The sequence below is a fragment of the Blastococcus goldschmidtiae genome, from assembly GCF_031845325.1.
GTDB classification, from domain to species: Bacteria; Actinomycetota; Actinomycetes; order Mycobacteriales; family Geodermatophilaceae; genus Blastococcus; species Blastococcus goldschmidtiae.
In genome coordinates this window covers 454,041-472,663 of record NZ_JAVREI010000001.1, presented here as the reverse complement: position 1 = coordinate 472,663, position 18,623 = coordinate 454,041, and the positions used below count along the sequence as shown (strand labels likewise).

Below are 18,623 nucleotides of genomic sequence, written 5' to 3'. Positions count from 1 at the left end.
ACCAACTCCATCGGGTGAGCACCCGGATCCGAGCCGTCAGTGCGCTCGCGCGGACGACGGCGTGCCGACGTCGCCCCTCGCCTCCTGCGCGGCCGCGTAGGCGGGCTGCCGGAAGCGGGCGAGCGGGCCGTCGGGCGACAGGCCCGGCGGGGGACGGCGCACCGCGTCGAACCGCAGGTCGGGGTCGAGCGGCCGTACCGCATCGTGGATCGTGAGCCGGGCGAACGGGCGCCAGGGCTCGAGGCCCCGAGCCGCGGCCAGCTCGAAGACCAGTGACCGCCGACGGACCGACTCGGCCAGCGGCCCCGGCTCGGACGGGATCCCCTGGGTGGTGGGCAGCGCCGCCAACCGGATCGGCCCGGCGGCCGAGCGGTAGGCCATGATCGAGCCGTAGACCGAGGCCGTGTCGCGCCGGAGCGCCGGAACCACCCGCGTCAGCGCGCCACGGCCGGTGGTGGAGAGCAGCAGGTCGACCGGCTCGCCCGAACCGCCGTCCACGCGCACGGCGAGGCCGAGCAGGTCGGGCAGTGGAGCCGGCAGCCCCGCCCCCCGGGACAGCCGGACGACGACGTCGTCGCACGACGTCGCGTCGAGGAAGGCCACACCCCAGGGCCGGTCGCCGCCGTGCCGGTCCAGGACCGCGGAGAACACCGCCCCGCGCGGGTGCATCGGCCTGCCGTTCCGCCACCGGGCCAGCGCGGCCAGCGGCACGGCCACGACCCGGCCGGCCCCCCGCGACACGTCTGCCACGTGGACTCCTCTCGACCCGCACCACCCTCGACTCCCGCCCTCCCTACCCCCGGATCCCGGGACCACGCGGCTCCGTCGCCCGAGGGTCGGCGCACCGTTCCGCTGCGCCGGGGGGACCGCTACGGTGGCCGGGTCCGGACCCGTGGCGTCTCGTGCACTCCTGTGCCCCGTCCAGGCCGAATGCCGTGGCCGGACGGCGAGTTGTGCAGATCCTGCCGCCGACGTTCGGCGGATTCTGACCGCCGCGCCCCGGTGACACGGACCGATCCGGACCACTACTTTTTGTACATGCTCTCGACGCTCCTGGTTCTCTGCGCCGTCCTCGTGGGGCTGCTCGTCCTGCTGGCCCTCATCGTCAGCCTCAGCGCCCGTCCGGCGACGGTCGCGCGCACGACGACCACCGGGCGGGGCGAGACGTGGGTGGCCCAGGCCGGCCGGCCGCACCCCGACGCGTGGGCACCGATGGCCTCCACGTCGACGAGCGAGCTGCCCGCCGTCCGCTGATCCAGGGCGGGCCCCCGACTCCGGCGTCCCGGCGGCTGCGGACTGCGCGCCGCCGGGACGATCCGGTCACGAGTCTGGCTGCTGGAAGTAGCGCCGCGGGTTGGTCACCAGCATCGTGTCGATCTGGTCCTCGGTCACGCCGTGCTCACGCAGGTACGGGAGCACCTCCGCGTGGATGTGCGTGTAGTTCCACTGGGGCAGCATCGCCAGCACCTGGGGATCGATCCAGTCGATGTAGCAGGCGGCGTCCTGGGAGAGCACCATCCGCTCTGCGTAGCCGCGACGGCACATCTCCACGACGACGTCGGCCCGCGCCTCGAACGGCATGTCCAGGTACAGCCCGAACCGGTCCATGCCCAGCAGGAAGCCTGCGTCGGCCAGCGCGCTGAGGTGGTCGGCGTCGGCCGAGTCCCCGCTGTGCCCGAGGACGATGCGGCCCGGGTCCACGCCCTCCTCGCCGAACACCCGCTGCACGAGCAGTCCCGCCTGCGTGCCGGGGTGGGTGTGCACCGTGATGGGGACGCCGGTGCTTTGGTGGGCCTTCGCCACGGCCCGCATCACGCGCTCCACGCCCGGCGTCAGGCCCGGAGCGTCGATGGCGCACTTGAGGAAGGCCGCCCGCACACCGGTGCCGGCGATGCCGTCGGTCACGTCGCGCACGAACAGGTCGACCATCGGGTCGGGCACCTCGGCGCCGACCGCCGCGTTCAGCGCCGGCCCGCGGTGGTGGAAGAAGAAGGGCACGTCGTCGTAGGTGTAGCAGCCGGTGGCGACGACGATGTTGAGGTCGACCTGCTCGGCGATGCGCTGGATCCGCGGGATGTAGCGGCCCAGCCCGACCACGGTCGGGTCGACGATCGTCCGGACGCCGACGGCCGCCAGCGCCTGCAGCTTCTCGACGGCGTCGGCGACGCGCTGGTCCTCGCTCCCCCACTCCTCCGGATAGTTCTGCTGCACGTCGGCGGTGAGCACGAAGACGTGCTCGTGCATCAGCGTCTGGCCGAGCTCGGCGACGTCGACGGGGCCTCGCACGGTCTGGACCTGCGGCACGGTTCCTCCTGGGGACGGGGCGGTGGTGATGGCGCTCACACTGCCGCACCGCTCCGGCCCGCCGTCCACCGGCTCAGCCCGCGGTCATCAGCTCCGCGGCCCGCTCCCCCACCATCACCGCCGTCGCCGCGGTGCCCCTGCTGGGCACCCACGGGAGCACGGAGGTGTCGACGACGCGCAGCCCGGCGACGCCACGGACCCGCAGGTGCTGGTCCACGACCGCGCCGGGATCGGTGTCCGCACCCATCGGCGCGGTGCCGGACAGGTGCACCGCCGTGCCGATCCGGGCCGCGATCCAGCCGTCCAGGGCGGCGTCGTCCTCCAGCACCGCAGCAGGCAGCGCCGTCGACGGCGTGGCCGTCCCCGCGAACGCGGCCGTCCCCAGCAGCGCGGACGTGAGGCGCACACCGGTGCGCAGGCCCCGCCGGTCGGCCTCCTCGGTCAGGTACCGGTACGCCAGTCGCGGCGGTCCCGAGGACCGGCGCGGGTCCAGGCCCAGCCGGCCCCGGGACACGGGGCGCTGGAGCCCGACGCCCACCATCGGCTCGGCATCGGCGTCGAAGGGCCGCAGCCAGGGCAGCACCTCGACCTCGCCTCCGCCGTCGACGGGTGCGTGCAGGACGCCGTGCAGCGGGAACGCGGAGGCGGACAGCCCCGGCGTCGGCCGGTAGGGCAGGTACACCAGCGGATGGTCGCTGAAGGCGGTGCCCACCCCGGGCAGATCGGCGACGACGTCGAGTCCCGCCGCGGCCAGCTCGACGGCGGGGCCGAGGCCGGAGAGCAGCAGCAGGTGCGCCGAGCCCACCGCGCCGGCGCTGAGCACCACCTCGCCCGCGCGGACCGGCCCGTCGTCGGTGAGCACGCCCACCGCCCGGCCCCGCTCCACCAGGACCCGGCGCACGACCGTCCCGCCGCTCACGGTGAGCGCCGGCAGCTGCCGCCGGGGGGCGAGGTAGGCCATCGCGGTGTTGATCCGCACGCCGCCGTCGACGTTGAACGGGATGGGCCCGTACCCCGGTGCGGCGTCGCCGTTCTTGTCCGGTTCGGCCGGGAAGCCGAGCTCGGTGCTCGCCGCCGCGAAGGCGTCGGCCAGCGGCGAGGGGCTCGGCAGCCGGCGCACGGGCACCGGTCCGTCCGCCCCGTGCGCCGGCCCGTCGCCGTAGTCGGCGTCCGCCTCCGACCTGCGGAAGGCCGGCAGCACCCGGTCGTGCGCCCAGAGCGGGTTCCCGGCGGCGGCCCAGCCGTCGAGGTCGGCACGCGTGGCCCGGACCCACACCGCCGCGTTCAGCGCGCTGGACCCGCCGGCGATGCGGCCGCGGGGCACCCGGACGGCCTGGCCCGGGCGCACCTCGGCGGCCAGGTCCCAGTTGGCGGGATGGCCGGGCGCGGTGGCGGCCAGGCTGGTCGGGTCGCGCATCTCGGGGGGCCAGTCCGCGGTCGCCACCGGCACCGGGCCGGCCTCCAGCAGCAGCACCCGGCGGCCGGCATCGGCGAGCCGGGCAGCCATCGCGCAGCCGGACGTGCCGGCGCCGACGACGACGACGTCCCACGCCCCCTCAGGGGCGGCCATGTCCACCCTCCGGCAGGTCAGGCACCGTCGAGCCCGAGCGCTCCGGGCAGGTCCAGCCGGCGCACCTTGCCGGTCGAGGTCCGCGGCAGCTCCTCCACCTGGTGCAGGCCCTTCGGGCGCTTGGCGGCCCCGAGCCGTTCCCGGGCCCATGTGGTCAGCTCCTGGACGTCGGCGTCGCCCACGTAGGCAGCCACCACGCGCTGACCCCACTCCGGGTCGGGCACGCCGAAGACCGCGCTCTCCACGACGTCCGGGTGCGCGTCGAGCACGGCCTCGACCTCGGCCGGGTAGACGTTCACGCCGCCGGAGATCACCAGGTCCTCGCGGCGCCCGTCCAGCCAGACCACGCCGTCGTCGTCGATGCGGCCGAGGTCGCCGACGGTGACGCGCTCGCCGCGCCACGCCGCCGCTGTCTTCTCCGGGGCCCGCCAGTACTCGAACCGAGCCCAGCGGGGCACCGCGCACCACAGCTGGCCGCGCTCGTCGGTCTCCAGGCGCCGTCCCGGCCGCGCCCGGCCGACGCTGCCCGGGAAGGCGAACCAGTCCTCGGGCGAGCAGACGGTGAACTGGGCCTCGGTGGAGCCGTAGAACTCCCACACGGAGCCCTCGGGGAGCGCCTCGAGCACCGCGCGCTTGAGCGGCTCCGGGCAGGGCGCGCCGGCGTGCACGAGCCGGCGGAAGGACGACCATTCCACGTCGCCGCGGGCCGTCAGGCGCTGCAGGTGGGTCGGCACGCAGAAGGTGGTCGTGGGTCGCAGCGCGCTGATCGCCTCGGCCGCCCGGGCCGCGTCGAACGGGCCGGGCAGCAGGACCTCGCCCCCGGCGAGCAGGGTGTGGATCGCGAACCGCAGCGGCGCACTGTGGTGCAGCGGCGAGAGCACCAGGTGCCGGTCGTACCGGTCGAACCCCCAGAGCTCGATCTCCTCGGCGGCCAGCGCCCGGGCGTCGTCGTCGGTCAGCACGCCGGACCACACGCCCTTGCGCCGCCCGGTCGTCCCGGAGGTGTAGTGCATGGGACGGGCCAGCGGCACGTCCGCGAGCTCCGCCTGCTCCGACCCGGAGAGCAGCTGCGCGGGGTCGTCCCCCACGTCCAGGGCCGCGTCGGCGTCCTCGGCGAGCGCCGCCCGCTCCGCGGCCGGCAGCCCCGGATCCAGGACGACGGGGACGACGCCGGTGCGCAGGGCGCCGAGGACGACGGCCAGCAGCGCCGGCGACGCGGCGGCGGAGACGAGCAGCCGGTCCCCGCGGCGGACCCCTGCGGCCGCGAGCGCCGCGGCCGCCCGGCGCTGGTCCTGCTCGCTGTCCGCGCTCCGCACCACGGGAACGGTGCTCACTGCTCGACTCCGGTCTCGTTCCGCTCCTCGGTCGCTGGCGCTCCCTGCGATGCTCGCTCGACCGTCGTTCTCGCGGCGCTCACGCCGGGCGCACCGTTCCGTCAGGGGCCTGCTCGACCCGCCCCTCGGCGCTCAGCTTGTCGAGGGTCGCCCGCGTCGACTGGGCCGCCGCGAACCAGACCGACCGTGGCACCTCCGCGTAGATGGTCGCCACGAGCTCGTCCACCGTCGTCGCCCCGCCCCGCAGGGCCGCCAGCACCTGCCCCTCCCGGTAGGCCCGGTGGGCGAGGTAGTACTCGAGGACCGCGCCGGGGTCCTCGGTCAGCTCGGGCCCGTGGCCGCAGTAGAGGGCGCTGGGGCCCAGGTCGCGCACGGTCCGCAGCGACTCCAGGTAGGCGACCACGTCGCCCTCGGGGTGGGTCACCACCGACGTGCCGCGGCCCAGGACGTGGTCGCCGACCAGGACGGCGCCGGACTCCAGGCGGAAGGCCAGGTGGTCCGCGCAGTGCCCGGGGGTCGGGACGACGTCGAGCGTGGTGCCGGCCAGCCGCAGCCGGTCCCCGCCCGTGAGGACGCGGCCGTCGGGGCCGGCGACCTCGCCGCTCCCGGCCATCACCTGCACGCCGAACCGGGCCGACCACGGCAGCGCCGCCTCGGCGTGGTCGCCGTGGTGGTGGGTGACCAGCACCGCGGCACACCGCGCGCCGCGGGCGGCCAGCGCCGCCTCCACCGCGTCGAGGTGGGCCGGGTCGTCGGGGCCGGGATCGACCAGCACGGCCTGGCCGCTGCCCGGTGCGCCCACCAGGTAGCTGTTGGTGCCGTCGAGGGTCATCCCCGACGGGTTGGGCGCCAGGACACGGGTGACCAGCGGCTCCAGGTCGGCGGTGCGCGGCATGCCGCCGAAGGCCGGGAGCTGCCAGCTGGTGCGCGGATCGAGCGGGGCGTTCACGCGAGGCACGCTAGCCCCGCGGTTCCGGCTGCGACCACCCGCGTCATTGCCGGCCTCCCTGCAGGGTCCCAGCGCGAGCCTGCGAGCGGTGGGGGGCAGGGAGGTCCTTCTGCCATGCCGGCCTCAGCCTCCGCAGCCGCCGACGGTGATGCCGCGGGCGTTCAGCCAGCGCACCGGGTCGGTCTGCCCGCCGTGCAGGACGCCCCGCGGGTGGGCCTCGAAGTGCAGGTGCGGCCCGGTCGACTGCCCCCGGTTCCCGACCTCGGCGATGACCTCACCGGCCCGCACCCGTTCCCCGGCGCGGACGAAGTACTTGTGCACGTGGCCGTAGACGGTGACGTAGCCGTCGTCGCCCAGGATGTAGACGGCGTACCCGAACCCGGTGGCCGGGCCGGCACGCTGCACCACGCCGGAGTGGGCGCTGTAGACCGGGGTGCCGATCGGGGCGGCGATGTCCACGCCACCGTGGAAGGTCCCCCACCGTGCGCCGAAGCAACTCGACACCCGGCCCGACGTCGGCTTCACGTAGGCGCCGGACGAGCCACCGCTGTCGCCACGGACGGGGCCGGCGGACGAGCCGCCACCGCCGCCACCGCCTCCGCCGCCGGAGCTGGTGTTGCGGGCAGCCGCCGCAGCGGCAGCTGCCTCGGCCGCGGCCCGCTCCGCCGCCTGGCGCCGCGCGGCCTCCTCGGCCGCCTGCTGCTGCTGCCACTGCTGGTGGGCGTTCCGGGCGCCCTGCAGCTGCAGCAACCGGATGTTGGCGTCCTCGAACTGCTGCTCGTAGACCGCCTTCTGCGCCTCGATCTCGGCGTAGGCGCCGCGCTGGACGGCGACCTGCGCGTCCGCCGCCGCCTTCGCCGCCGCCGCGCTCTCCTCGGCGGCCGCCATCTCGTCCCGCGCGGTGCGTGCCTGCGACTCGGCGGTGGCCTGCGCGATGCGCGCGACCTCCATCCCGGCCAGGACGTCCACCTTGTCGGCGGCGACGTAGTCCAGCATCGCGGCGCGCTGGATCAGCTCGGAGGGACCTCGCGCGTCCAGCAGCACCGCCGTGGTGCTCATCGACGGGCCGGTGATGTAGCTGTCGCGGGAGAAGTGGGCGATGCGGACCTGTGCGGCGGCGACCGCGTCGGCGGCCTGCCGCAGCAGTGCGGCCGCTTCGTCGGCCCTCTCCTGCGCCGCCTGCAGCGCCTGGTTGGCCACCTCGTAGGCGGTGCCGGCCGCCTCGGCCTGGTAGCCCACGCGCTCGAGCTCGGCCTCGGCAGCGGTCACCAGGCCGGCGATGCGTCCGACCTCGGCCGCCGCGGCGTCCTGCTGGGCCTTGGCGTCACCGAGCTGGCTGTCGGTCGGGTTCGGCGGCGGCGGTGCGGCGAGCGCGGGCACGGCGGTGACCACCAGCGTCGTCCCGGCCAGGACCGCCACCAGACCGGTCCGTAGGGATCGGGCCGGACGGGGGCGCCGGGCACCGGGGTGCGCGGTCGCCGGTCGGCGCTGGAACATGACTCGCTCCCGGGGAAGGGGAATGGGGTTGGTGCCCAGCGAGAGTTGCACCGTCACCAGGAGTCACAAAGGCAACACGCGCAACACGGGACGCGCCCAAATGAGAACGGTGAGTGACCGTCTCGGTGCGGTCAGTATGTCGACACGATCAGGTCGACGGCCGCTCGAGCTCGTGCGCCAACTGGTCCAGTTCGGCTCCGCCGGCCATCAACCGGGTGAGCTCGTCCCGGCTGACGTCGGCCTTCGCGAACGACCCCAGGCTGCGGCCCCGGTTCAGCACGAGGAAGCGGTCCCCCACGGGATGGGCGTGATGGGGGTTGTGGGTGATGAGCACGACGCCGACCCCGCGGTCGCGCGCCTGGGCCACGTAGCGCAGCACGACGCCGGCCTGCCGCACACCCAGCGCGGAGGTCGGCTCGTCCAGGATCAGCACCCGGGCGCCGAAGTGCACCGCCCGGGCGATCGCCACCGACTGCCGCTCACCGCCCGACAGGGTGCCCACCGGCTGGTCGGGGTCGCGGAGGTCGATGCCCATGGCGGCCAGTTCCCGGCGGGTGATCTCCTTCGCCCGGGCCGCGTCGAACCGCCGGAAGGGGCCGCGGCCTCGGGTGGGCTCGGCCCCCAGGAAGAAGTTCCGCCAGATCGCCATCAGCGGGATCATCGCCAGGTCCTGGTGGACCGTCGCGATCCCCGCGTCGAGCGCCTCCCGCGGCGAGCCGAAGTCGGCCGGCCGGCCGTCCAGCAGCAGCTGCCCGCGGTCGGCGCGGTGCACGCCGGCCAGGATCTTGATCAGCGTGGACTTGCCCGCCCCGTTGTCCCCCAGCACGCAGGTGACCTCGCCGGCCCGCACGCTCGTGCTGATGCCGTCGAGGGCGATGACCGAGCCGTAGTCCTTGCCGACGCCGCGCAGCTCCAGCAGCGGCGCAGCGGGGTCCGGGGCGGTCACCGGCGGGGTGGGTGGGGGGTTCATCGCCGGGCCGCCTCGGCGGACCGCCGGACGAGCCGGTTGGCCAGCACCGCGAGCAGCAACATGGCCCCCAGGAAGAAGTAGAACCAGTCGGCGTCCCAGCGCAGGTACGGGATGCCCAGCAGGGTCATGCCGAAGACCAGCGCGCCCAGGGAGGCGCCGATCGCCGAGCCGAAGCCGCCGGTGAGCAGGCAGCCGCCGATCACGGCCGCCACGATGTAGATCAGCTCCTGGCCGATGCCGGTGTTCGCCTGCACCGAGGTCAGCCGCACGGCCAGCGTCGTCCCGACGAACCACGCGGCGGCAGCCGTGGTCATGAACAGGGTGATCGTCGTCCGCCGGGCCGGGACGCCGACGTTGCGGGCGGCGACCTCGTCGCCGCCGGTCGCGAAGACCCAGTTGCCGAAGCGCGTGCGCAGCAGCACCCAGGTGGCCAGGGCCGTGAACAGCACCCACCACAGGACCGCGACGCGCACCTCCGCGCCGAGGATGGTCATGCGCGAGGCGAAGACCCACTCCGCACTGCCGAACCCGGGCGCCGAGGCCAGCCCACCGGCGGTGACCGTGCCGGTCAGGAGTTTCGTCAACCCGAGATTGAGCCCCTGGAGCATCAGGAACGTGCCCAGCGTGATGATGAAGCTGGGCAGGCCGGTGCGGGTCACCAGCCAGCCGTTGAAGAAGCCGATCAGCAGGGCCACTCCGAGCGAGATGCCGATGGCCACCCAGATGTTCTGCTCGAACTCCACCGCGACGATCGCCACGGTCAGCGCCGTCGTCCCGGTCATGACGCCGGCCGACAGATCGAAGTGCCCGCCGATCATCAGCAGCGCGACGGCCACCGCCATGATCCCGAGCGTCGAGGCCGGGTCGAGCCAGTTGGCGATGCCGCGGGCGGAGCGGAAGACCTCGGACTGCACGGCGAAGAAGGTGAACACCGCGACCGCGCCGACCAGCGCCCCGAGCTCGGGCCTGACCAGCAGCCGGCGCAACGGGCCGGCGGCGGTCAGCCGCTCGTCGGCCCGCCGCGTCGACGGCTCCCCCGCCTCCCCGGTGCCCACCGGGAGCGGTGCTCCCGCGGTGCTCAGCGCGTGCCGGCCGAGGCCAGGTCGGCGATCTCGTCGACGTTCGAGGAGTCGACGATCCCGGGGCCGGTGAGCACCGGCTGACCGCCGCCGACGGTGTTGAGGTTCTCCGCGTAGAGCTTGAGCATCACGACCGGCAGGTAGCCCTGCTCGTACTGCTGCTGGTCCACGGCGAAGGCGATCGAGCCGTCCTGGATGCCGCTGATGACGTCCTGGTTCAGGTCGAAGGTCGCGACCTCGGCCTCGGCCCCGGCGTCGGAGACGGCCTCGACGGCGACGGCGGCGACCGCCGAGTTCAGGGTGAGCACCGCGTCGATCGACTCGTCCGCCTGCAGCTGCGCCGTGATGGCCGACTGGGCGCCGGTCAGGTCGTTGATGTCCACCTGCATCACGGTGAAGTTGCCGGGCGCCGAGCCCTCGGCGGCGAAGCCCTGCGACGCGCCCGAACAGCGCTGGTCCAGGCCGATGTTGCCGGCCTCGTGGGTGACGCACAGCACGCTGGTCGCACCGTCCCGCCCGAGGCGTTCGCCGGCACCTCGCCCCGCGACGACCTCGTCCTGCCCGACGTGGCCGATGGCGCCGAACTCCGCCGACCGGTCGCCGCCCGAATTGATGGTGACCACCGGGATGCCGGCGGCGACCGCGGCCTCCACCGACTCCTGGATCGCGTCGGGGTTGGCCATCGACACCACGATGCCGTCCACGTCCTGGTTGACCGCGGCGTCGATGAGCTGCGCCTGGCGCTGCGGGTCGCCGTCGCTCTGGTAGTCGACGTCGATGCCGAGGTCCTCCCCGGCGGCCTCGGCGCCGTTCTGCACGACGTCCCAGAACGCGTCACCGGCCGAGCCGTGCGTGATGACCGAGAAGGACAGGTCCCCGTCCCCACCGCCGCCGTCCGCCGGGCCCCCGCCGCCGGCGTCGTCGCCGCCGTCGGTGGTGCACCCCGCCAGGAGCAGCGGAGCGGCCAGCGCGATCGCGAGAAGTCGCCGGGGTGCGGGCATGGGAGTCCTCCTGTGTGCCGCGGAGGAGCTGCGCTGCCCTCCGCCGATGTCCGACGGGACATCATGCCTGCCGCCGGGGCACCGGGCGTGCCCGACCGGTACGACGCACCGGGGAACGGTGCGGTGGTCCTACGCTCGGCGCCGTGGACATTCTGGGCTCGGACCACGAGCAGGTCGTCTTCTGCAGCGACCCGGCGTCCGGCCTGCGGGCCGTCATCGCGATCCACTCCACCGCGCTGGGCCCCGCGCTGGGCGGCACCCGCTTCTACCCGTACGCCACCGAGGACGACGCCGTCGCCGACGCGCTGCGGCTGTCCCGGGCCATGTCGTACAAGAACAGCCTCGCCGGGCTGGACCTCGGCGGCGGCAAGGCGGTGATCATCGGGGATCCCCGCACGGACAAGACGGAGGCGCTGCTGCGCGCCTACGGCCGGTTCGTCGAGGCCCTGGGCGGGCGGTATCTCACCGCCTGCGACGTCGGCACCTTCAACGCCGATCTGGACGTGGTCGCCCGCGAGACACGCTTCGCGCACGGACGCTCGCTGGCCTACGGCGGCTGCGGCGACTCCTCCGTGCTCACCGCCTACGGCGTCTTCCAGGGCATGCGCGCCGCGGCGCTGCACTGCTGGGGGCAGCCGACGCTCGCCGGCCGCACGGTGGCGGTGGCGGGCGTCGGCAAGGTCGGCTCGGAGCTGGTCGACCTGCTGGTGGCCGACGGCGCCGAGCTCGTCATCACCGACGTCGACCCCGCCGCGGTCGAGCGCGTCCGCAGCCGGCACCCCCAGGTGCGGGCGGTGGCCGACACCGCCGCGCTGGTCGGTACGCCGCACGACGTGTACGCGCCGTGCGCCCTGGGCGGCGCGCTCGACGGTCCCACCGTGGCCGCGCTGCCCGCGCGGATCGTCTGCGGCGGCGCCAACAACCAGCTGGCCGCCCCCGGGATGGCCGACGAGCTGGGCGCCCGCGGGATCCTGTACGCCCCCGACTACCTGGTGAACGCCGGCGGCGTCATCCAGGTCGAGGACGAGCGGCACGGGTTCTCCTTCGAGCGCGCCCGCGCCCGGGCGGCGGGGATCCTCGACGTCGCCCAGCGGGTGTTCCGTGCGGCCGACGCCGACGGCCTCTCCCCGGCCGTCGCGGCCGACCGGCTGGCCGAGGAGCGGATCCGCTCGGTGGGCCGGCTGGCCACGATCCGGCTGCCCCGCTGACGTCGCACCACCCGGGTGCACCCGTCCGGGGAGGGGACGTGCACCCGCCCGGGATCCGTGTCGTAATGTTGTCCGAGACATAGTCACTCAGCCGGGGTCGCCACGCGGGCCGTCACGCCCACGGGGCCGGACGCCCGCACTCCGTAGCGAGGGGGTCGAGCCGATGGGGCGCGGCCGAGCGAAGGCCAAGCAGACACGCGTGGCCCGTGAGCTCAAGTACAGCTCACCCAACACCGACCTGACCGCGCTGCAGCGGGAGCTGGCCGGTTCGTCGTCGACCTACACCGCGCCCAGCGCGGCCACGGACGACGACGAGGACGAGGAAGACGACGAGTACGCCGATCGCTGGGCGGACGACGACTCCGGCGACGACTGGGCCGCCAGCCGCTGACGCGGCCGGTTCCCCGTCCGGCTCGACAGCACCGCCTCGCCTCCGGGCGAGGCGGTGCTTCGTGCGGTCAGGGCCCCGGTAGCGGGTGGCGCCCGACGCTCAGCGGTAGGAGCCGACCAGCCGTGCCGCGTCGTTCCCCGAGCGCGGCTCGACGCTGCCCGCGACCCAGGCGGGCACGCCCGCCGCGGTGAGCTGCGCGACCACGTCGTCGGCGATCTGCGGTGCGACGGCGGCCACCATGCCGACGCCGCAGTTGAAGGCGCGCTCGGACTCCGCGCGCGGCACCCCGTGCTCCTCGAGCAGGTGCACCGCCGGCGGGAGGGCCCACGTGCCCCGGTCCAGCACCGCCTGGAGACCGTCGGGCACCACGCGTGCCGTGTTGCCGGCCAGCCCACCGCCGGTGATGTGCGCGAAGGCGTGCACGGCGTCCACGCCGTGCCGCTCGACCAGCGCCAGGCACTGCAGGGCGTAGATGCGCGTGGGCTCGAGCAGCTCCTCGCCGAGCGGCCTCTGCAGGCCGGCCGGGGTGGCGTGCAGGTCCAGCCCCGCCGCGGCGACGACGCGCCGCACCAGGGAGTAGCCGTTGGAGTGCAACCCGGACGACGCCATCGCGACGACGGCGTCCCCGGCGCGGACCCGCTCCGGGCCCAGGACGGCGTCGGCCTCCACCACGCCGACGGCGGTGGCGGCGAGGTCGTACTCGTCGGCGTCCATCAGGTCGCCGTGCTCGGCCGTCTCCCCGCCCACCAGGGCGGCACCGGCCAGCGTGCACCCGGCCGCGATGCCGGTGACGATCGCCGCGATCCGCTCGGGGACGACCTTGCCGCAGGCCACGTAGTCCTGCAGGAACAGCGGCTCGGCGCCACAGGCCACCAGGTCGTCGACGACCATGGCGACCAGGTCGATGCCGACGGTGTCGTGCCGGTCCAGCTGCCGCGCGAGGGCGATCTTCGTGCCGACCCCGTCGGTGGACGACGCCAGCAGGGGCCTGCGGTACTTCGCGGTGTCCAGCGCGAACAGCCCGGCGAAGCCGCCCAGGCCACCGACCACCTCGGGGCGGTTGGTGCGCTCGACCGCCGACTTCATCAGCGTGACCGCGCGCTCGCCGGCGTCGATGTCGACGCCGGACGCGGCGTAGGTGAACTCGGCGCCGGTCACGGGCGGAGGAGGGCGTCCTCGGCGCCGCCGGGGACCGTGGCGCTGCCGGCCTGCTGACCGGTCCACCCGGTCAGCGCGCGGCTCTCGATGCCCTCGAGCACGTGCTTGCCGAGCACCTCGGGCTGCTCCAGCGGGATCGGGTACTCCCCGGTGAAGCAGGCGGTGCAGAGCCGGTTGGCCGGCTGCTCGGTCGCGGCGATCAGCCCTTGCTCGGAGACGTAGCCCAGCGAGTCGGCGTTGACCGAGGCGCGCACGCCGTCGATGTCCAGGCCGTTGGCGACCAGCTCCGCCGGGCTGGCGAAGTCGATGCCGTAGAAGCAGGGCCACTTCACCGGCGGCGAGGCGATGCGGACGTGCACCTCGACGGCGCCCGCCTCGCGCAGCATCCGGACGAGGGCCCGCTGGGTGTTGCCGCGGACGATCGAGTCGTCGACGACGACCAGCCGCTTGCCGCGGATGACGTCGCGCAGCGGGTTGAGCTTGAGCCGGATGCCCAGCTGCCGGATGGTCTGGCTGGGCTGGATGAACGTGCGCCCGACGTAGGAGTTCTTGACCAGGCCCAGGCCGTAGGGGATGCCCGAGGCCTGGGCGTAGCCGACTGCCGCCGGGGTGCCGGACTCCGGCACCGGGATGACCAGGTCGGCCTCGACAGGGTGCTCCTTCGCCAGCCGCCGGCCGATCTCCACCCGGGCCGCGTGCACGCCGCGGCCGGAGATCGTGGTGTCCGGCCGGGCCAGGTACACGTACTCGAAGACGCAGCCCTTGGGCTGGGCCGGCGCGAAGTGCTGGCTGCGCAGCCCGTTCTCGTCGATGGCGATGAGCTCACCGGGCTCGACCTCGCGCACCACGGAGGCGCCGACGATGTCCAGCGCCGCGGTCTCGCTGGCCACGACCCAGCCGCGCTCCAGTCGGCCGAGCACGAGCGGGCGGACGCCCTGCGGGTCGCGGGCGGCGTAGAGGGTGTCCTCGTCCATGAAGGTGAGGCTGAACGCGCCGCGCAGCTGCGGCAGCACCTCCATCGCGGCGGCCTCGACCGAGAGGTCGGGGCGGGCGGCGATGAGTGCGGTGATCAGGTCGGAGTCGTTCGTCGCCACGAACGCGCCCGGCACGCCCGCGTCGGCGGCCTTGACGGCCAGCTCTGCGGTGTTGACCAGGTTCCCGTTGTGGCACAGCGCCAGGCCGGTGCCGGCCTCGGTGGTGCGGAACGTCGGCTGTGCGTTCTCCCAGGTGGAGGCGCCGGTCGTGGAGTAGCGGGTGTGGCCGACGGCCTGGTGGCCGCGCAGGCTGCCCAGCGTCGCCTCGTCGAAGACCTGGCTGACCAGCCCGAGGTCCTTGTAGACGACCACGGACGTGCCGTCGGACACCGCGATCCCGGCCGCCTCCTGACCGCGGTGCTGGAGGGCGTACAGACCGAAATAGGTCAGCTTCGCGACCTCTTCGCCCGGGGCCCAGACGCCGAAGACGCCACAGGCGTCCTGAGGTCCGGGGGATTGGGGGTCGAGGTCGTGCGTGAGCCGTCCATCACCGCGAGGCACCCCCAGAGAGTACCGGCGCGGGACGTGCTGCCCAGACCGCGCGCGGTGGTCCCCGTCACTCCGCTGCGTGTCGGCGCAGCTCATCGCCGTGTCGCGGGTCAGCCGGCGACGTTCCGCAGTTCCGCGTCGATCGTCGTGTCGTCGCCGTGCCCGGTCCTCACGACCGTGTCGCCGTGCAGGCTGAACAGCTGGGCGCGGATCGAGTTCACGATCGTCGGGTGGTCGCTGAACGAGCGGCCGGTGGCGCCCGGACCGCCGCAGAACAGCGTGTCCCCGGTGAACACGGTGGCCAGGTCCGCGGCGTGCAGGCACGTGCTGCCCGGCGAGTGCCCCGGGGTGTGCAGGGCGGTGAGCGTGGTCCCGGCGACGGCGAACCGCGTGCCGGCGACCAGGTCCTGGTCCGGCGCCGCAGCTCTGCCCGCATCCCCGCCGCCACCCTCGAACGTCATGTCCCAGAGCATCCGGTCGGCGGGGTGGAACCAGATCGGGGCGCCGGTGGCCTCGCGCAGCGCGGGCGCTGCGGTGATGTGGTCGTTGTGCCCGTGCGTGAGCACGATCGCGGTGACCGTCCGTCCGCCGACCGCCTCGACGATCGGGGCGGCGTCGTGCGGCGCGTCGATCACGAGCACCTCGTCGTCGTTCCCGACGAGCCAGACGTTGTTCTCGACCTCGAAGTCCTGCCCGTCCAGGGAGAAGACGCCGGGGACGACGACCTTGTCGATCCGTGCGGTGCTCACTTGTCGAACACCACCACGGAGCGCAGGACCTCACCCTTGTGCATCTTCTCGAAGGCCTCCTCGACGTCCCCGAGCCCGATCGTCTCGGAGACGAACGCGTCGAGGTCGAACCGACCCTGCAGGTACAGGTCGATCAGCATCGGGAAGTCGCGGCTGGGCAGGGAGTCGCCGTACCAGGAGGACTTGATCGACCCGCCCCCGCCGAAGATCTCGATGGCCGGCAGCGTGATCTCCATGTCCGGCGTCGGGACACCGACCATGACCACGCGCCCGGCCAGGTCGCGGGCGTAGAAGGCCTGCTCGAACACCTTCGGGTGCCCGACGGCGTCGATGGCCACGTCCACGCCGAACCCGCCGGTCAGCGCCTTGATCGCCTCGACGGCGTCCGTGTCCGTCGAGTTCACCGTGTGCGTGGCGCCGAACTTCTTCGCCCACTCGAGCTTGGTGTCGGAGATGTCGACGGCGATGATCGTCGTCGCGCCGGCCAGCTTCGCCCCGGCGATCGCGGCGTCGCCGACGCCGCCGCAGCCGAAGACCGCGACGCTCTCGCCGCGCTGGACCGCGCCGGTGTTGATGGCGGCGCCCACGCCGGCCATGACGCCGCAGCCGAGCAGACCCGCGGACGCCGGCGGCGCGGCCGGGTCGACCTTGGTGCACTGGCCGGAGTGCACCAGCGTCTTCTCGGCGAAGGCCCCGATGCCGAGGGCCGGGGAGAGCTCGGTGCCGTCGGCCAGCGTCATCTTCTGCGCGGCGTTGTGGGTGTCGAAGCAGTACTTCGGCTCGCCCTTGAGGCAGGCGCGGCACTGCCCGCAGACGGCCCGCCAGTTGAGGACCACGTAGTCACCGACCGCGACGTCGGTGACGCCCTCGCCGACGGCGGCGACGGTGCCGGCGGCCTCGTGACCCAGCAGGAACGGGTAGTCGTCGTTGATGCCGCCCTCGCGGTAGTGCAGGTCGGTGTGGCATACGCCGCACGCCGCGATGTCGACGACCGCCTCGCCCGGCCCGGGGTCGGGCACCAGGATCGTCTCGATCGTCACCGGGGCACCCTTGCTACGGGCGACGACGCCCTCCACCTCGTAGGCCATGCCCCGAGCCTAGGCGGGGAGGCGCGGGCCGACCCGGCGGTCCCGCGCACGGGTCCGCGGTCACGCGTTCGTCACGGTCGCCGATTGAGCGCGCGAGCACCCTGCAGGCGTCGTACGTTCTCTCCGGTTGTGACACGCACCACCGTGCACGACCGAGGCGCGTCCGACCGGCCGCGCCGCGTCCCGTCCCGGAGGTCGTGTCCGTGGCCGTTCCCGCCTTCCTGTCCCGAGAGCGCATCATCGCCCGGCCAGGCTTCAACCGGTGGCTGATCCCGCCGGCCGCGCTCGCCGTCCACCTGTCCATCGGCCAGGCGTACGCGACCAGCGTCTACAAGACCGCGCTCGTGGAGCACTTCGACGCGAGCCTCACCCAGATCGGGATCATCTTCTCGATCGCCATCGTGATGCTCGGCCTGTCGGCCGCGGTGTTCGGCACGTGGGTGGACACGAACGGCCCCCGAGCCGCGATGTTCACCTCCGCCGTCTTCTGGGTGTCCGGCTTCCTCGTCGGCGCCCTGGGCATCTACACCGATCAGCTGTGGCTGCTGTACCTGGGCTACGGCGTCCTGGGCGGCATCGGCCTGGGCATCGGCTACATCTCGCCGGTCTCCACCCTGATCAAGTGGTTCCCCGACCGCCCGGGCCTGGCCACCGGCATGGCGATCATGGGCTTCGGCGGCGGCGCCCTCATCGCCTCGCCGCTGTCCCGCCAGCTGATGAACTGGTACGACCCGAGCTACGACGGGACGGCCGGCACCGTGCCCGACGGGGCGAGCGTCGCCGGGCTGTTCCTGACCCTGGGCCTGATCTACCTGGTCTTCATGATGTTCGGCGCGTTCATCATCCGGGTCCCCGCCCCGAACTGGCGGCCACACGGCTTCGACCCGGCCACGGTCAAGTCGAAGTCGCTGGTGACCACGGAGAACGTGTCCGCCAACAACGCGATCCGGACGCCGCAGTTCTGGCTGCTGTGGACGGTGCTCTTCTGCAACGTGACCGCCGGCATCGGCATCCTCGAGCAGGCCGCGCCGATGATCCAGGACTTCTTCCGCACCGGTGCGACCTCCACGGTCCTCGCCGCCACGGCCGCCGGGTTCGTCGGCCTGCTCTCGCTGTTCAACATGGCGGGCCGGTTCGTGTGGTCCTCGACCTCGGACTACATCGGGCGCAAGCCGATCTACATGGTCTACCTGGGTGTCGGGATGATCCTGTACGTCATCCTGGCCACCCTCGGCAGCACGGCCACCTGGATCTTCGTCCTGACCGCCGCGATCATCATCAGCTTCTACGGCGGCGGGTTCGCGACGGTCCCGGCCTACCTGCGCGACCTGTTCGGCACCTACCAGGTGGGTGCCATCCACGGCCGGCTGCTGACCGCCTGGGCGGCTGCCGGCATCGCCGGTCCGCTGATCATCAACGGCGTCCTGGACGCCCGCGGGACCCCGGGTGAGCTGGTCGCCGGCGACTACCGGCCGGCGCTGTTCATCATGGTCGGCCTGCTGGCCGTCGGTTTCGTGGCCAACCTGCTGATCAAGCCGGTCGCCGACAAGTGGTGGGAGCCCAAGCCCACCGACGTCCCCACCGCCGCAGCCGCACCCGAACGGAGCACGGTCCGATGAGCACCCCCGCCTCGACACGGAACGACCCGACCGGGAACGAGCAGCCCACCACCCACACCCCCGTGGGGCTCATCGCCTTCGCCTGGGCGCTCGTGGGCGTGCCGCTCGTGTACGGGCTCTACAACACCGTGAAGGCCGCCAGCGCGCTCTTCGGCTGACGGCCCGCAGCACCCCGGCGCCCCC

At 73.9% G+C, this 18,623-nt stretch carries 18 protein-coding genes; 5 read left to right on the top strand and 13 right to left on the bottom strand.

The features are described 5' to 3' along the window. Positions 1 to 36: 36 nt before the first annotated feature. Complete coding sequence (locus RM425_RS02335) at positions 37 to 750, bottom strand: phosphodiesterase (protein ID WP_311343574.1); 714 nt, start codon at positions 748 to 750, stop codon at positions 37 to 39. A gap of 288 nt (positions 751 to 1,038) precedes the next feature. Between RM425_RS02335 and RM425_RS02330 the strand changes: the two genes are divergently transcribed. Further along, positions 1,039 to 1,254 carry a hypothetical protein gene (locus RM425_RS02330; RefSeq protein WP_311343573.1) on the top strand — a complete coding sequence of 72 codons (216 nt, stop codon included), beginning with the start codon at positions 1,039 to 1,041 and terminating at the stop codon, positions 1,252 to 1,254. Positions 1,255 to 1,320: 66 nt separating this feature from the next. Here RM425_RS02330 and RM425_RS02325 read toward each other — a convergent pair whose 3' ends face one another. From RM425_RS02325 to RM425_RS02290, 8 genes are all read right to left on the bottom strand, one after another. Further along, positions 1,321 to 2,304, bottom strand: coding sequence for a phosphotriesterase family protein (locus tag RM425_RS02325; RefSeq protein WP_311343572.1), 984 nt, complete (start codon positions 2,302 to 2,304; stop codon positions 1,321 to 1,323). Between the two features lie 73 nt (positions 2,305 to 2,377). Further along, entirely contained in the window at positions 2,378 to 3,874 is a 1,497-nt protein-coding gene (gene mftG, locus RM425_RS02320) for a mycofactocin dehydrogenase MftG (RefSeq protein WP_311343571.1), read from the bottom strand. 17 nt (positions 3,875 to 3,891) lie between these two features. Beyond that, positions 3,892 to 5,208: a class I adenylate-forming enzyme family protein gene (locus RM425_RS02315; RefSeq protein WP_311343570.1), complete on the bottom strand. Its 1,317-nt coding sequence runs from the start codon at positions 5,206 to 5,208 to the stop codon at positions 3,892 to 3,894. Positions 5,209 to 5,287: 79 nt separating this feature from the next. Beyond that, on the bottom strand, positions 5,288 to 6,157 hold the full coding sequence (locus RM425_RS02310; RefSeq protein WP_311343569.1) for an MBL fold metallo-hydrolase: 870 nt from the start codon (positions 6,155 to 6,157) through the stop codon (positions 5,288 to 5,290). 123 nt (positions 6,158 to 6,280) lie between these two features. After that, entirely contained in the window at positions 6,281 to 7,576 is a 1,296-nt protein-coding gene (locus RM425_RS02305; RefSeq protein WP_311343568.1) for a M23 family metallopeptidase, read from the bottom strand. A gap of 226 nt (positions 7,577 to 7,802) precedes the next feature. Beyond that, positions 7,803 to 8,624, bottom strand: a complete 822-nt coding sequence (locus tag RM425_RS02300; protein ID WP_311343567.1) for an ATP-binding cassette domain-containing protein — start codon at positions 8,622 to 8,624, stop codon at positions 7,803 to 7,805. Next, positions 8,621 to 9,679: an ABC transporter permease gene (locus RM425_RS02295; protein ID WP_311343566.1), complete on the bottom strand. Its 1,059-nt coding sequence runs from the start codon at positions 9,677 to 9,679 to the stop codon at positions 8,621 to 8,623. Before RM425_RS02295 ends, RM425_RS02300 begins: the two co-directional genes overlap by 4 nt. Positions 9,680 to 9,702: 23 nt before the next feature. Further along, on the bottom strand, positions 9,703 to 10,704 hold the full coding sequence (locus RM425_RS02290) for a sugar ABC transporter substrate-binding protein (protein WP_311343565.1): 1,002 nt from the start codon (positions 10,702 to 10,704) through the stop codon (positions 9,703 to 9,705). A 143-nt stretch (positions 10,705 to 10,847) separates the two neighbouring features. On the opposite strand from RM425_RS02290, the gene RM425_RS02285 reads away from it, so the two are divergent. Both RM425_RS02285 and RM425_RS02280 read left to right on the top strand, forming a co-directional pair. Then, positions 10,848 to 11,912 carry a Glu/Leu/Phe/Val family dehydrogenase gene (locus RM425_RS02285; protein WP_311343564.1) on the top strand — a complete coding sequence of 355 codons (1,065 nt, stop codon included), beginning with the start codon at positions 10,848 to 10,850 and terminating at the stop codon, positions 11,910 to 11,912. 163 nt (positions 11,913 to 12,075) lie between these two features. Next, positions 12,076 to 12,303, top strand: a complete 228-nt coding sequence (locus RM425_RS02280) for a DUF3073 domain-containing protein (protein WP_311343563.1) — start codon at positions 12,076 to 12,078, stop codon at positions 12,301 to 12,303. A gap of 99 nt (positions 12,304 to 12,402) precedes the next feature. Here the strand turns inward: RM425_RS02280 and purM are convergent, their stop codons facing one another. The 4 genes from purM to RM425_RS02260 all read right to left on the bottom strand — a co-directional run bounded on the left by purM (position 12,403) and on the right by RM425_RS02260 (position 16,821). Beyond that, positions 12,403 to 13,461, bottom strand: coding sequence for a phosphoribosylformylglycinamidine cyclo-ligase (purM, locus tag RM425_RS02275; protein ID WP_311343562.1), 1,059 nt, complete (start codon positions 13,459 to 13,461; stop codon positions 12,403 to 12,405). After that, positions 13,458 to 14,996: an amidophosphoribosyltransferase gene (purF, locus tag RM425_RS02270; protein WP_311343561.1), complete on the bottom strand. Its 1,539-nt coding sequence runs from the start codon at positions 14,994 to 14,996 to the stop codon at positions 13,458 to 13,460. Before purF ends, purM begins: the two co-directional genes overlap by 4 nt. Before the next feature lie 98 nt (positions 14,997 to 15,094). Then, complete coding sequence (locus RM425_RS02265) at positions 15,095 to 15,733, bottom strand: MBL fold metallo-hydrolase (RefSeq protein ID WP_311343560.1); 639 nt, start codon at positions 15,731 to 15,733, stop codon at positions 15,095 to 15,097. After that, positions 15,730 to 16,821 carry an S-(hydroxymethyl)mycothiol dehydrogenase gene (locus RM425_RS02260; protein WP_311343559.1) on the bottom strand — a complete coding sequence of 364 codons (1,092 nt, stop codon included), beginning with the start codon at positions 16,819 to 16,821 and terminating at the stop codon, positions 15,730 to 15,732. The genes RM425_RS02265 and RM425_RS02260 overlap by 4 nt, the downstream gene beginning before the upstream one ends. Before the next feature lie 203 nt (positions 16,822 to 17,024). Here RM425_RS02260 and RM425_RS02255 point away from each other — a divergent pair, with 203 nt between their 5' ends. Beyond that, positions 17,025 to 18,440 carry an OFA family MFS transporter gene (locus tag RM425_RS02255; protein WP_311343558.1) on the top strand — a complete coding sequence of 472 codons (1,416 nt, stop codon included), beginning with the start codon at positions 17,025 to 17,027 and terminating at the stop codon, positions 18,438 to 18,440. Next, the gene (locus RM425_RS02250) at positions 18,437 to 18,598 is read left to right on the top strand and encodes an MFS transporter small subunit (protein ID WP_311343557.1); all 162 of its coding nucleotides are present in this window, start codon (positions 18,437 to 18,439) and stop codon (positions 18,596 to 18,598) included. The genes RM425_RS02255 and RM425_RS02250 overlap by 4 nt, the downstream gene beginning before the upstream one ends. Positions 18,599 to 18,623: the final 25 nt, after the last annotated feature.

What these genes read in the sequence shown, in the direction of transcription:
- RM425_RS02260 (WP_311343559.1), bottom strand. Translation starts at nt 16,821, where the DNA reads ATGGCCTACGAGGTGGAGGGCGTCGTCGCCCGTAGCAAGGGTGCCCCG.
- RM425_RS02330 (WP_311343573.1), top strand. Translation starts at nt 1,039, where the DNA reads ATGCTCTCGACGCTCCTGGTTCTCTGCGCCGTCCTCGTGGGGCTGCTC.
- RM425_RS02280 (WP_311343563.1), top strand. Translation starts at nt 12,076, where the DNA reads ATGGGGCGCGGCCGAGCGAAGGCCAAGCAGACACGCGTGGCCCGTGAG.
- mftG (WP_311343571.1), bottom strand. Translation starts at nt 3,874, where the DNA reads ATGGCCGCCCCTGAGGGGGCGTGGGACGTCGTCGTCGTCGGCGCCGGC.
- RM425_RS02250 (WP_311343557.1), top strand. Translation starts at nt 18,437, where the DNA reads ATGAGCACCCCCGCCTCGACACGGAACGACCCGACCGGGAACGAGCAG.
- RM425_RS02290 (WP_311343565.1), bottom strand. Translation starts at nt 10,704, where the DNA reads ATGCCCGCACCCCGGCGACTTCTCGCGATCGCGCTGGCCGCTCCGCTG.
- RM425_RS02300 (WP_311343567.1), bottom strand. Translation starts at nt 8,624, where the DNA reads ATGAACCCCCCACCCACCCCGCCGGTGACCGCCCCGGACCCCGCTGCG.